The sequence below is a fragment of the Levilactobacillus lindianensis genome (genome assembly GCF_003946095.1).
In the GTDB taxonomy this organism is placed as follows: domain Bacteria; phylum Bacillota; class Bacilli; order Lactobacillales; family Lactobacillaceae; genus Levilactobacillus; species Levilactobacillus lindianensis.
Genome location: NZ_RHOD01000002.1, coordinates 42337 through 56420 on the forward strand (window position 1 = coordinate 42337; position 14084 = coordinate 56420).

The window sequence follows — 14084 nt, forward strand, 5'->3', positions numbered from 1 at the left end:
TGAAAGGAGGGCTTGCGATGAATCGGCGAGCACGTTGGGAAATCCGAATATTCTTTGCCGCTTGGTTGGTCTTTCTCTACTTCCGGGCCAAGGATCCCTTCTCGTTTCTGGTGCTCAACACCTTCCTGGGCTATCTCCCCATCGAGATCAGTTTTCATCTGGGAAAGGTAACGCCTCGTAGCGGTTGGCTCTTCTGGCCGATTGTGGTGTTGTGGCTACTCTTCTATCCCAATGCCCCCTACCTACTGACCGACCTCTTCCATTTATCACTCCTCCAGCCATATGCACTGAGCGGGCTTCTAAGGGCCACACCGCATCTCTGGATCTACTTTACCTATATGATGGTCAGCGCCGTTAGCTGTTCATTTCTGGGCTTCTGGAGCCTTAATTACGTTAGTCAGACGATCAGCACCCGAGTTGCTAAGGGAAATCGTTGGATTCGGCTCACCATTGTGGTGCTACTGACCTTCCTATCTTCGGTTGGGCTGTACATTGGCCGCTTTCTTCGGATTCACACCGTCTACCTCTTCATCAATCCGGAACAGTTCATCAATCCGATTCTCTCGATGTGGACGCCAAACATGTGGATCTTTGTGATTCTGATGACCTTCCTGCAGTTATTCAGCTACTGGATTCTCTACCTCATCATGAGTAACTCGGCCATGCCTTCTAGTTCTAATTAAAGCTTGTGTTGAAGGGCCCTAACGGCTTTGTCGTTGGGACCCTTTTAAAATCTCATAATGTGATAGTTTGGCCGCCTGCGGCTGCCAGGGATTACGCCTGCTGTGGGGGCGCTTCAGCCTGAGAATCGGGCTTCTCGCTCGATTTGAAGCCGCGAAGAACGCGCGTCTTTAAAGTCGCCCGTGATGTAAGGCCGAGAAAGCCACTCGGTCTAACATCACCACCACGGCCGGCTCCATCCCTGGCCCCCTCCGGCTAGGATCAATGGACTCTGCGACAATGATTAATTATTTCTGCTCTGATCCTATCATCACTTCAGTCCCACCACTTAAGATTGGCCAAATTATCTGAATACTAAAACAGTAGATACCGTATAGCTTATGCTAAACGATACCTACTGTTTTTCACTATCTCTTAATTTTTAGTTTGTTGCCATTCATGCAACCATAACAGGAAGCCTTTCGCATTAGCCGTGAGGTCGATTGAGCTGGGATCAGGTGAAAACCAAGCTTGTAGACTCGTGACTTTCGAGGCTTCAAGTTACGTTCGTTCCGTTCCAGCTCACCTCGACCGACCAGTAAGGCGAAAACCGCCATACTGTCAGCAACACTTACGCAAGTTTCAATTAGCGTTGGCTACTCGCCTTCCTCGTTACTGAGCGACATCACCAACACATTTTCAGCGTAGTTGACGTACTGACGGAGGTGGGTGGCCTTGGTCCAGCTGATGTTACCAGCTTCCAACAGCGTTTGAATTCCATTTCTCTCGGCCCCTAAGGCTCGCACCCTGAGCTTGTTGAGTTGATGTTGATAATCATCCTCATGGCTCGGCCCTGTGGCGGCCTTGGCACGTTCAATTCGGTTACGGTAGTGGACAATCAGGTGATAAACCGCCTGGTTGTCGAACTGAGTCTCATCAACGTCAGTCCGCGCCAGATACTGTGACAGGGCCTTAATGGCATTCTTCGCCGTCTCACGTTCAATAAGGTTGTTCTCAGCATGCAAGCGGTCGGTATCTTCCGAATGCAACCAGTAACGCGTATTCCGCCACATGTGCCGGAAGAAGAGTACCCAGTAATGCATGACTCCCGGCATGGTGTGCCCAGAGACCTGCGTCAGCCGTGATTCTAACTTTTCAATTCGCCGCAAAGCCCCAACGTAACTGGTCTGGGTGATCTTCTCACCCTCCAGTAGCGATTCCAAAGACTCACGTTCACCGGAAATCGCGACCTCACGCAATTTAATTTCATCGTCTAAGACTTTCTGCATTGCCGTATCGGCACGATAACTCATTTCTAAACGTCGAATGATGAACTGGTAGTCTAAGATTAAATCGTAGGCTGCCCGTTGGTTGTTGGGCCGTCTGAGTTCTTCAATCTTCGAGATCGCCAGTCGCATGATATAGGCTCGCGCTTCCTCTTCACTGACTTGTCGGACGGGTTCCTCGGGAAACTCTTCCTCCACTTCGTCGTCTAAATCAATCTCATTGGCAATCTCATCACTGACACTCGCCCGGGTCTGTAAGGGTTGTTTATCAGTTGAGATTAGCGGCAACATGATCGTTGCGGCAACCAAGCTAATGATAATTACGCCGGAAGCTACGAAGAGCATCAGCGCCCGGGTGGGAAAACTCGCCCCACTCGCAATCGTTGCGGGTACCGACAAGACCCCGGCCATCGTTACAGCCCCCCGGACACCAGACAAACCGGATAGAACAGCCATCCGAAAGCTGGGTTTTTCTTGCGAACGACTCTTCGTCAGTCGTTGGAAGAGAATGTAGCCGTATGTCCAGAACGTCCGGATGGCCACCAGGATGACCCAAGCCATGAAGGCAAAGAAGATGGCCTGACCCGTGTTAAATTGACCACCCTTGATCACTTGCGACGTCGCGACTGGTAACTCAATTCCTAAGATCACAAACACAATCCCGTTTAAGGAGTAGATGATGATGTCCCACACCTTTTCCGTCACAAGCTTGAGCTCCGGCGTGTCCTCCACGATCCGGTTCTCTCTGGCGTGATACAGAACCCCGGCCGTCACGACCGCGATAACGCCAGAAGCATGGGTAATCTCTTCGGTGACCAGATAAATCACGAACGGTGTGGCAATCTGAAGCACAGTGTTAAAGATGACGTCGTCAATCCCCTGGCGGCGAAGAATATCCATCAGGAGTTGAATTGCCGTCATAAAAATCAATCCGGAAATGAACCCGACAATACTGATATAGATAAAGTCACCAGTTGCCGTTCCCATTGAAAAGGCACCGGTAACCGTGGCCGCTACCGCGTACTTAAACGCAATCAGCCCACTGGCATCATTGATCAGGCTTTCGCCACTGACCAGATGCATCAGACTGGCTGGGAGTTTAACCTGCTTGGCAATCGACTGAACCGCCACCGGATCGGTAGGCGAAAGGATTGCAGCCAGGGCAAACGCCACGGTCAGCGGCATTTTAGGAATCAGCGCGTAGATCAAGTAACCACCCAGTAAGGTGGTCAAGAAGACCAGCCAGATGGCATTGGCAAAGATCGGCCCCCGAAGTCGCCAGAGTTCTCGGCGAGGAAAACGCCGCCCATCGTTATACAGCAACGGCGCGATAAACAGGAGTAAGAACCAATCGGTCTCCAATGGCACTTCAAATTTCCACACTAGGGCCACGACTAGCCCCAGGACAATTTGAATCAGACTGACTGGAATAAACGTGAGGTAGTGACTGATAATATTGGACAAAAGAACCAAAACGATTAACAGAATCACTGCTTCAATTATAGGCACATAGGGTTCCCCCTTCTTTATTTGGCGGTAGGTTTTTCTCCAATAATGCGAACTTCGGTTTCGAGTTGAACATTATCTTCCTTCAAAATAACTTCCTGAATATGATGAATCAATTCCAGGTAATCCGTGGCTGTGGCGTGGTCGATGTTCACAATGAACCCCGCGTGCTTCGTTGAAACCTGTGCGCCACCCCACTTCAAGCCTTGTAGCCCGGCTTCTTGAATCAATTGCCCGGTGTAGTGCCCCTTGGGCCGCTTAAAGACACTCCCACAGGATGGCAGATCCAGCGGTTGCTTGGCCGCTCGTCTGGCATTCAGGTCATCCATTTTAGCTTGAATGGCCTCGCCATCCCCCGGGGTCAACGCAAAGGTCGCCGTTAACACGATATCATGGTAGTCCTGAACCGAACTGTGGCGATAACCAAAGTCGAGCTCTTGCTGATTCAGCGTCCGGATTTCACCTTCGGGGCTGAGCACCTCGGCGGAAACCGCGACTTCGCTGATTTCACCGCCATAGGCGCCGGCGTTCATGAAAATTGCCCCACCGACACTCCCGGGAATTCCCGCAGCAAATTCAAAACCAGTCAGGCTATGGGCCCGCGCTACCTTCGTTGCCTCAATCAAGGCCGCGCCAGATTCCGCGGTCACGGTCTGACCATCCGTGGTAATGTGATTCATTTTCGTTAAGATCATCACGAGGCCGCGAATACCGCCATCACGGACGATGAGATTGCTGGCATTACCGACAACCGTTACCGGTAATTTCTCCTGATTGGCGTAGGCTAATAAGGACTTCGTTTCCTGAATATTGGTCGGGAAAGCCAAGTAGTCTGCTGGCCCGCCCGTCTTAGTGTGGGTATAGTGAGCCAAGGGCTCGTTCCGCAGAATGGTAACTGCTGGAAATACCGTTACGATGTCTTCCATCATGATTATTCCCTTCGTTTCACAAAATTTATGTGCTCTCACGACATTAGTCATGAAAACAACAGTCATAAGATTATTTTAGCATGAAATGGACGTAAACGACACGGGGACGCGCCATTCACAGTCAAAACTTATTTTTCTGGTATACTAGAATTAGTCTTTTGGAGGTGCCGTCATGAAATTTATTTCTTGGAACGTCAATGGTCTCCGGGCCATCGTCAAAAAAGGATTTGTTGAGACATTTAACGAACTAGATGCCGATTTCTTTGGTATCCAGGAAACCAAGCTTCAAGCCGGTCAGATCGACCTTGACCTTCCCGGCTATTACCAATATTGGAGCTACGCCGAACGGAAGGGTTACTCCGGAACCGCGCTCTTTACCAAACACAAGCCTCTCAACGTGATCTATGGGATCAACGCCCCCGACTTCGATCACGAGGGTCGAACCATCACACTGGAATACCCAGACTTCTACGTTCTGACCTGTTACACACCGAATTCTGGAAGTGGCCTCAAGCGCCTTGACTTCCGCATGGGTTGGGAACAGGCTTTCCTGGCCTTTATTCAGAGTCTGGATGCCAAGAAGCCGATTATCTTCTGTGGTGACCTGAACGTCGCCCACACTGAAATTGACCTCAAAAATCCTAAGTCAAATCATCATAATGCCGGCTTTACCGACGACGAACGGGAAAAGATGACAGCCCTCCTCGGGGCGGGCTACACCGATACTTTCCGCTACTTCAATCCGGAAGCTACCGGCCGTTACTCTTGGTGGAGTTACCGTTTCCACGCTCGCGACAACAACGCTGGCTGGCGGATCGACTACTTTATTACCAGCGATCGCTTGCAGAATCAGCTGAAAGACGCTAAAATACTAGACCAAGTCATGGGTTCCGACCATTGTCCGGTGGAACTCAATGTGGCCGATCTAACCGTCTAGGAAAGGAAGATGTCCTCTTGAACTTTGTCGCAATGGATTTCGAAACCGCCAGTGGTAAACGCTACAGTGCCTGTTCACTAGCCCTAACCATCGTCCGTGATAGCCAGGTTGTCGATGAATTTTATACCCTGATTAAGCCCGACACGGATTTCTTCTGGCGCAACGTCCAAATTCATGGGATTCATGAACGCGACGTGGCGAATGCGCCGGCATTTCCAGAAGTTTGGGAACACATCTCGCCGCTGTTTCAGCGCGATCGTTTAGTCATCGCGCACAACGCGCCGTTCGACAACGGAGTGTTGCGGAGCACGTTGGAACATTACAATTTGCCCACGGCACGGTATCTGACACTCGACACGGTGAAGACAAGTCGTAAATTCTTCCCCGAGTTTCCTAATCATAAATTAAACACGGTTTGTGACGAACTGGATATCGACCTGCATCACCATCACAACGCCCTCGACGACAGTCTAGCCTGTGCAAACATCCTGTTGTATGAAGCCAACCACTTCGGCACACAACCTTTGAAGAAATTTGTGACTGTGAATGCTTAGTTGGCCGCCTGCGGCTCTAACTTAATCATCGCTAACAACGAAATCGGTAAGTCTTACTCAGCATATGCTAAGTAGGACTTACCGATTTTTTATTTTCTAAGTTCTAAAGATGTTGCCAACCGTGATTGACAACATGTCCTTCCGTTATTCAGCTTTATTCTTCGAAGTCATTCCTAAGCGATACACCATCTCAATGGCTTCAACACATTCGCCATCATCATCGGTGACCGTCGTGGGCGGTGTCGCCGTCTTAGCAAAGCCCATTTTTTCGTAGAGCTTCATCGCGGGTACGTTGCGGGTCTGGACAATGAGACCAATGGCTTGTAAGGCACTGGCGGTTTCTGCCCAATACAGGGCCTCGTCAACCAGGGCCGTCCCGATCCCCAGATGCCAATAGGCTTTCTCAACGGCAATCCCTAGTTCGCCAACATTCCCCTGTGGCGTGGGTGAAACAGACAGCACACCCAAGAGCTGGTCACCCAGACTGGCCACTAACAACAGGTGCCGTGGGCTGTCCTTGATCTGTTCCAGCTGGTCTGCTTCCTGCGCGGCACTGATGGGATCGTCAGCATCGGCCAGGCTAAACGTGTCGCTTTCCTGTTGTAGCCGGCCCAATAGTCCTAACAGGTTGGGGGCATCCGCGGCATTGGGCATGCGAATCAAAACATCCTCACTCATGGTTAGCACCTGCCAACTGTTCGACCAGCTGGGTAAAGTGTTCTCCCCGTGGATCGAAACGCAGCGTCCGTTGATTTTCACCAGCGTCATCGTCGCGCTTGAAGATAATCCGCAGATAGTTTTCTGGCAATTCATCAGCGATGAATTTGGACCATTCCACCACGTTGACCCCATCACCATTGAAGTATTCGTCAAGGCCCAATTCATCCCCACTGCCATCTTCCAGACGATAAACATCCATATGGTAGAGTGGAATTCGACCCCCTTGGTACTCGCGAATAATGGTAAATGTGGGGCTCTTCACGTTACGCGTAATGCCCAGACCAGCAGCTAATCCTTTGGTAAATGTCGTTTTACCAGCACCGAGATCGCCATCCAATAAAATCACGTCCCGCGGCCGAAGTTCTGGTGCTAGCTGTTTCCCCAGCGCCATCGTGGCTTCGGGACTCTTGACCGTGACAGTAAACATTGTTCGTTCCCCTTTATCTAAAAAATCTCGTCGCTATAAATAATACCCGGACTGCTAATAAATAGCAATCCGGGCACTCTTAGTTTGATTTAAGTTTTAAATTTTTATGCCAAAGACTGAGCAGCGGTGATAATGGCCACCTTGTAGACATCTTCTTCGTTACACCCGCGTGAAAGGTCGGAGACTGGCTTGTTCAAACCTTGCAGGATTGGTCCAATGGCTTCGAAGCCCCCGAAACGCTGGGCAATCTTGTAACCAATGTTCCCAGATTGTAATTCAGGAAAGACAAAGACGTTCGCATGACCGGCTACCTTGGAGTCTGGTGCTTTCTGCGCGGCCACACTGGCAACAAAGGCAGCGTCAAACTGCAACTCACCGTCAACGGCTAAGTCGGGAGCGGCTTCATGTGCCAACTGGGTAGCTTCCTGAACTTTGGTAACCATGTCTCCCTTAGCGGAACCTTTAGTTGAGAAGCTCAGCAAAGCAACCTTAGGGTCAATATCGAAGACCTTGGCAGTGTGGGCACTTTCGACAGCCACCTCAGCCATCCCGGCAGCATCTAATTCGATGTTAATGGCACAGTCGGCAAAGACGTAACGCGCGTCACCCTTCTGCATGATGAAGGCCCCACTGATACGACGAACACCGGGCTTGGTTTTAATGATCTGTAAGGCTGGCCGAACGGTATCCCCGGTTGGATGAACCGCACCAGAAACCATCCCATCAGCTTGGCCCATGTAAACCATCATGGTCCCAATGTAATTGGGATCAGTCAGCATCTTTTCCGCTTGTTCCACGGTGTTCTTGCCCTTACGGCGTTCGACTAAGGCATCCAGCATGGCCTCGTGATCAGCTGTCGACATGTCGGCGGGATCAAGAATCGTCAGCGGCGTCAAATCAATCGCGTGATTCGTAGCCGTCGCCTGAATATCAAGCTTGTCTCCAAGTACAACCGCCGTAATTAAACCATCCGCTGCGAGGCGGCTAGCGGCTCCGAGAACTCGGACATCGGCACCCTCAGGAAAAACAATCGTTTTATTTTGACCATTGATCTTTTGCTTAAGACTATCAAAAATTTCCATAGTTGAAGACCTCCATAAAATAATCCCACAATTCAGTTCTGTTGCGACGTCTGGTTGGTTGTCCCTTTCGGGTCCTCAACCGTTACCTCTGCGGGTAATTGCCAATCGATGGGTGCCTCCCCCAAGGACTGTAAAGCGATGTTGGTTTTTGAAAACGGTTTGGACCCAAAGAACCCCCGATTAGCCGACAGCGGACTCGGATGCGGCGATTGCAAGACGATGTTGGTCTTGGTATCAATCAACTTAATCTTGGATCGCGCCGCATTGCCCCATAAGATAAAGACTACGGGTTCCTTACGCGCTGACAACTTGGCAATCGCCACATCCGTCAGACGCTCCCAACCATGGCCCTTATGCGAAAAGGCTTGCCCATAGCGGACAGTTAGGACGGAATTCAACAAGAGAACCCCTTGCTTCGCCCATTTCTCCAGATAGCCGTGGTTAACCGGAGCAATTCCCAGATCGCTCTGAAGTTCTTTATAAATATTCTTAAGCGACGGTGGAATCGGCGTTCCAGGTAAAACCGAGAAGCTACAGCCATGAGCCTGGCCAGGATTATGATAGGGATCTTGTCCTAGGATAACAACCTTGACCTGACTAAATGGCGTCCACTCAAACGCTGTGAAGATATGATACATGTCTGGATAAATCTCATGGTGTTGGTATTCCTCGACTAAAAACTGGCGTAATTGTTGATAATACGCCTGCTCAAACTCGGGTTCCAACACCGGCCACCAATCATTGTGAATAAACGGTTTCATTCCCAACACCTCAAGGTTTATTTTAGCATAAGACCCTCACAAATGATATTGTCCAACCAGAACCACAAAACATGGTAGAATAGGTCTAGGAAATCTGGAGAAAGGAGGGGTCTCTTTGCGAACGCTCTATTTAAATGAGGCCGCACTGTCGGCTAAGGCTACGTCTGTCATTCGCGACGACCGGAATCAGTCCTGTTACCTGTTAGTCGGCAAGTGGGGACTACGCGCCGACGTCCTCTCCGTTTATACCATCGCGGGGGCCCTCGAGGCCGAAGTTAAACAAGAATCACTTGGCCTACTACCCAAGTTTCGCTTGATCTACCATCGCCAAACCGTGGGCCGGGTCAGCAAAACCTTCGGCGTCATCCGCGAAGTTCTCTTCGTTCGCGGCCTCAACTGGGTCATCATGGGGAATCTCAATAGCGGCCATTTCCGCATCTTTCACGGCCGGGACCGCATCGCGACCATTACCACCGTATCCGGTTCCGGTGGGGAAACTGTCGAACTGGTCGTGGATCAAGCGGATAACGAACCGCTCATCATCTGCCTGGCAGCTATTCTCGATCGCTGGGCCAAGCATCAGCAGGGAGCCCTCCTCCCTAAGAAGGCTTGGGGACCCAAGCGCCTGCAGTCAGGCATTGTCCCCTTCACGTTGCGTAAAAAATAACCTACCCCGAAAGTACGACAAAAGACGGTCAGTCAATGAGCATTAACGTCGATAGACGGCTAATCCTGGTCTTGGATTGTTTGTCTATCGGGGTTAAGCGAAGTTGACTGCCCTTTGTCACACGTTTCGACTATTGATATTCGGAACGCAAACCGGACCTGAGACCTTTGTCCCAGGTCCTTTTTGTTTACCCAAATTTTGGCAAATAAAAAGGTCAACACGCTGAACGCATTGACCTCAGAGTTTATTTCGCTATAACTAATTTCTTGTTAGCCGTGACGTACTTGCCATTCGTTAATTGGTAACGCGTCGTCAAGTGGTAAGACACAATCTTCTTCACGTTCAAGGTTTGGCCCTTCTTGTAGTGCTTTACCTTGTGGGTCTTCAAAGCCTTGTTCTTGTAACTGTTGACCCCTTTAGGATTGATCACTTGAATCTTCTTGTGCTTAACAGCGTAGTAAACCGGTGCCACGTAAGCGTGCTTCGTGGTGATGTAACCCGTCTTACCATCCGTCTTGGATTCATGGTTAACGTCTTTGACCTTGTAACGCTTGTAACCCTGCTTGGACTTAGCGTAGCCGGTAACTACAAACATTGGCCGGTTCGTCCGCTTCTGCTTGCTGTAAGTTACCTTGCGGGCCTTCTTGGAGAAGTTCTTGCTACTGTAAAGACTAATCTTCTTGGTCGCATAAACCACACTGGTCAACGGTGCAATCGTGTCGGCGTCCCCACCCGAAACTAAGTCTGGTGCATAGTGGAATGTCACGGATTGCTGGTTAGTCGTAAAAGTTCCCTTAGCTTGTCCATCGGTTGAAGCCAACTTATAACCAGAGAAGCCTAATTCTTCAGCTTGGTAACTTGCGCCTAACTTACCAGTTAAGGTCACATCGTCTGCAAGTTTCTTCCCGTCGTTATCAACATAGTGGACCGTGACTGGCTGGGCACTTTCGGTTGGTACCACTGGTGTTGCGGGATCAACATCCGGCGTCGTGGGTTCGATAACCGGTGTTACGGGTTCCCAAACGTAAGTTTCCATGCCAGTAATCTGGTTGATTCGGTCACTAAAGACATCAGCCCCACTATCAAAGGTTTGCCCTAAAGGATTACCAACAGTCCCCTTGCCTACAGCCCGCCACTTACCGGTATACTCATCAGTTGCTTTAACATTTGGGAGATTTCCAGTGGTTTGTGTGCTAGCACTAAAATCCATTGAAAATTGCTTGAGAGCACTCGCCTGGTTAAAAATACCTGACGTATTTCCGGCAAAATCCTTCAGACCGATCTTTTCAACACCCGTGTGGGCAATCAGTGAATTCAACACAACTGACTTAGAAAAAGTCGCCTTCGCAAAGTTGACTTCTTTGAGCGCGGCATCTCGATTAAACATATACCCTGCATTGATCAAATTAGGCGTTTCAAAGTTGCTGACATCCACAGAACTCAGTATTTTATCACCAGAAAACATACTGGCAAGCGTTGTAACACGTGAGGTGTCAAATTTTGAAACATCAAGTGAGGTAACCTTTGGCAAACCGGCAAGCATATGATCCATACTAGTCACTTGAGTTGTATTCAACAGATTTAAATTATCAATCCCCGTTAAATTCGGTAAATTGTCGAATAAATTATTTGAATTGACCGGTGCTGTTACCGGACCATCAAGCACAATTCGCGTAATTTTTTTTGCAGCGATTAAAGCGGCTTCATGGGTATTAGCACCCTTACCAATAGCAACCCCATAATCATTGAGGTTCACACCATCATCAGTAACTAATACCCGTCCCATCTGAGATTCGTCCCCATAATTAGCGAAAAATCTGAGATCATCAAAAGTCCCAGCACCGAAGTGCAAGACCCCATCAGACTTCATGTAGAAGTGTGATGTTCCAAAACTCCCCTGAACTTCGTCGGCATCATCGGTATCCGTTGATGTCGTATCTGCATCCGCCGCAGCCTTCGCCGTAACTACCGGTGCAAAATTAGGTAAAACAACCGCACTAATCGGTTGTGCAACCCCCAGAGTTAATCCAAATAATAGTGCCGTTGCTTGCCATTTCATGAATACTTCCTCCTCCATAATAATTCCCTAGTAAGAATTACTTCAAATAAGTATTTCGCTAATACGTTTCGATATGTATATAATAACACCTACAATCATAAAAGGGAAGGAATTTTTTCCACACTTATTCAAAAACGGCAGTTTGTTCATGCCGGTTAGCCTGCTTATTAGTTATATAATCATCAAAATCCACTGTTTATGGCGTTTTCAAAGACGACAAAGCTTGTAATACACAGCCATTCATTCGTTTATATCATACACCAATTTTCGGTGCTATATGTCATCCTTTTTTAGGATGTCCAGCTTTTTAGATAACCTGTAACATCAAAAAATGCGTCCTCCAAATTGGTAATTAATCATTGGGAGGACGCATTTTGACGTTATTTAGTTAACACAACTACTTCTGAGCAATCACTAATTTCTTATTGGCTGTGACATACTTGCCGTTAGTCAATTGGAATCGCGTCGTTTTCTTATAGCCGACAATCTTCTTAACTCTTAGTGTCTGGCCCTTCTTATAATGACGGACCTTACCCTTTAAGGACTTTTGCTTATAAGCATTAACCCCTTTGGCATTCAGGACCTTTACTTTACTCTGCTTCTTAGCGTAATAGACCGAAGAAACATAAGCACTCTTGGCCGTGATATAGCCTGTCTTGCCAGCCGTCTTGGAGTGATGGTTGACGTCACGAACCTTGTAACGACGGTAACCCTGCTTAGACTTGGCATTTCCGGTCACCACAAACATGGGCCGGTTAGTCCGTTTCTGCTTACGGTAAGTAACCTTCTTGGTCTTCTTCGAGAAATTCTTGCTGCTATAGAGGTTGATGGTCTTCTTGGCGTAAAGCACACCCGTGATTGGGACGACCGTTGCCCCAGAACCACCAGTTGAGAGATCAGTGGCGTAGTGGAAGGTCACCGTTGTCGGCGTGCTTCCGAAAGTCCCACGCTCATCCCCTGTCACTTTGTCCAACTTATAGCCGGTAATTGCCAGCCGTTCAGCGGTATAGGTGGCCCCAAACGTTCCCGTTAAGATTTGATCGTTGGCGAGTTTCTTGCCTTGGGCGTCCACGTATTTCACAGTAACGGGTTGCCCCAGCGTGACTGGTGGATTCACCGGTGGCGTCACCGGTTCAATGACTCGCTCCGTTGGCTCCCAGACGTAAGTCTCTACGGCTGCTGGATTGTGGTCACCCTTATAGAGCGCCGCAACTTCAGCTCCCTTGGCATAACGCTCACCCAATGGATTCTGAACCGTCCCTTCACCGACAGCTTCCCAACTGTGAAGAAATTCATCGTCGTCCATGGTGTTGGGATCGTTAAGATAAGTGTTATCCTTCGTAAAAATTGTCTTGGGTCCCAGAGTCAGTTGCCAAATAGTCGATTTCCCATTAAACATCGAGCTTCCACCAAAGTCAGCTGGTGGCGCAAACGAGTCAAGCCGCAGGATTTGAATATTACTGCCACTAAACATGTAGGCCGCATTCTTAAGACTGGCGAAAGTGAGTTTGGACATATCCAATTCCTGCAAAGCAGCATCATTTAAAAACATTGACGTGGTATTGGTGACATTATCCGTATTAAAGTGCGAAAAGTCCAAATTGGCAACTTTTCTGAGTTGATAGAACATAAACGACATGTCGGTCACGTGACTCGTATCAAAATGAGAGATGTCCAGTGACTGTAAGACGTTGTTTCCAGTCCGACCACCGGTTGCACCGACATAAGATTGCCCCGAAAGAAACATCCCTTTCATGGTCGTTGCTGCGGACGTATCCAACTTATCAAGATTGACATATTCGCTGACAAAGCCAAATTGGGCAAAGAGGTTGGTGGCATTCGACGAAGTGGCTACCGGTCCATCCAGGACAACTTTGGTCACTTGCTCCCCAACCTCGTTCAGGTCTGCTTCGGTCGGCGCCGAGTTTCCTTCTTTAAGCGCAATCTGCGAGACCAATTGTCCCCTATTCCCAGCAATTTCAGAACTTGTCGGCTCGGCCAATGTCCCGGCTTCCAAATGAAGTTCGCCAGAGGTCGTCAAATACCAATGAACCCCATAGTCCCCTTCGACGGCAATGTCTGACTTAGTCGGGTCAGATGTCGTGGCTGCCTTTGCTGTCACCGCTGTCCGCACACTTGGGCCAACCAATGTGGCCAATGGCTGCGTCACCCCTAAGGTAAGACTCGCGAGTAAAATTGTTGCTTGCCATTTTTTCATGGTAGTCTCCTCAACTTTCAAAAAATGATATTGTGAAATCGCTTACTTTTCCCCTAAACATAGTAACACCGTTAATTTATTTTTGCCAGCATTTTATTGCACACATTTCAAAAAAGTTCCCATTCTTTTCCTTTCATTATCTCATACATTTTAATATTCATTGATTTATATCACCTGTTATCGCCTTGGTTGCGGGGCTTCTGGTGATAAGGCGTCCTGATTTGAATTTTCTAGGATGGCCTCTGGCCTTATGCAACAGAGTAAACGAAATCAGCAAT

General features: G+C 48.8%; 12 protein-coding genes. 4 read left to right on the forward strand and 8 right to left on the reverse strand.

From position 1 onward, the window contains the following. The first annotated feature begins 17 nt into the window (after nt 1-17). Nucleotides 18-683 carry a DUF1361 domain-containing protein gene (locus tag EKM70_RS00890; RefSeq protein WP_125544381.1) on the forward strand — a complete coding sequence of 222 codons (666 nt, stop codon included), beginning with the start codon at nt 18-20 and terminating at the stop codon, nt 681-683. Nucleotides 684-1316: 633 nt separating this feature from the next. Here EKM70_RS00890 and EKM70_RS00895 read toward each other — a convergent pair. Beyond that, the gene (locus EKM70_RS00895) at nt 1317-3455 is read right to left on the reverse strand and encodes a cation:proton antiporter (RefSeq protein ID WP_125544383.1); all 2139 of its coding nucleotides are present in this window, start codon (nt 3453-3455) and stop codon (nt 1317-1319) included. Between the two features lie 17 nt (nt 3456-3472). Further along, a complete protein-coding gene (gene murB, locus EKM70_RS00900) occupies nt 3473-4384 on the reverse strand; it encodes a UDP-N-acetylmuramate dehydrogenase (RefSeq protein ID WP_404819834.1) in 912 nt (303 codons plus the stop codon). Nucleotides 4385-4553: 169 nt separating this feature from the next. Between murB and EKM70_RS00905 the strand changes: the two genes are divergently transcribed. Next, entirely contained in the window at nt 4554-5318 is a 765-nt protein-coding gene (locus EKM70_RS00905) for an exodeoxyribonuclease III (protein WP_125544387.1), read from the forward strand. A gap of 17 nt (nt 5319-5335) precedes the next feature. Beyond that, nucleotides 5336-5872, forward strand: a complete 537-nt coding sequence (locus EKM70_RS00910; RefSeq protein WP_125544389.1) for a 3'-5' exonuclease — start codon at nt 5336-5338, stop codon at nt 5870-5872. Nucleotides 5873-6016: 144 nt separating this feature from the next. On the opposite strand, the gene EKM70_RS00915 is transcribed toward EKM70_RS00910, so the two are convergent. The 4 genes from EKM70_RS00915 to EKM70_RS00930 form a co-directional block, all read right to left on the reverse strand. After that, on the reverse strand, nt 6017-6550 hold the full coding sequence (locus EKM70_RS00915; RefSeq protein WP_125544391.1) for a GNAT family N-acetyltransferase: 534 nt from the start codon (nt 6548-6550) through the stop codon (nt 6017-6019). Beyond that, complete coding sequence (tsaE, locus tag EKM70_RS00920) at nt 6543-7019, reverse strand: tRNA (adenosine(37)-N6)-threonylcarbamoyltransferase complex ATPase subunit type 1 TsaE (protein ID WP_125544393.1); 477 nt, start codon at nt 7017-7019, stop codon at nt 6543-6545. The genes EKM70_RS00915 and tsaE overlap by 8 nt, the downstream gene beginning before the upstream one ends. Nucleotides 7020-7123: 104 nt before the next feature. Further along, on the reverse strand, nt 7124-8101 hold the full coding sequence (gene pta / locus EKM70_RS00925) for a phosphate acetyltransferase (protein WP_125544395.1): 978 nt from the start codon (nt 8099-8101) through the stop codon (nt 7124-7126). A 32-nt stretch (nt 8102-8133) separates the two neighbouring features. Beyond that, complete coding sequence (locus EKM70_RS00930; protein WP_125544397.1) at nt 8134-8862, reverse strand: uracil-DNA glycosylase; 729 nt, start codon at nt 8860-8862, stop codon at nt 8134-8136. Nucleotides 8863-8977: 115 nt separating this feature from the next. On the opposite strand from EKM70_RS00930, the gene EKM70_RS00935 reads away from it, so the two are divergent. Then, entirely contained in the window at nt 8978-9529 is a 552-nt protein-coding gene (locus EKM70_RS00935) for an LURP-one-related/scramblase family protein (RefSeq protein ID WP_125544399.1), read from the forward strand. Nucleotides 9530-9773: 244 nt separating this feature from the next. Here the strand turns inward: EKM70_RS00935 and EKM70_RS00940 are convergent, their stop codons facing one another. Both EKM70_RS00940 and EKM70_RS00945 read right to left on the reverse strand, forming a co-directional pair. Then, on the reverse strand, nt 9774-11588 hold the full coding sequence (locus EKM70_RS00940; RefSeq protein ID WP_125544401.1) for a MucBP domain-containing protein: 1815 nt from the start codon (nt 11586-11588) through the stop codon (nt 9774-9776). A gap of 397 nt (nt 11589-11985) precedes the next feature. Continuing rightward, the gene (locus EKM70_RS00945; protein WP_125544403.1) at nt 11986-13806 is read right to left on the reverse strand and encodes a DUF5776 domain-containing protein; all 1821 of its coding nucleotides are present in this window, start codon (nt 13804-13806) and stop codon (nt 11986-11988) included. Nucleotides 13807-14084 lie beyond the last annotated feature (278 nt).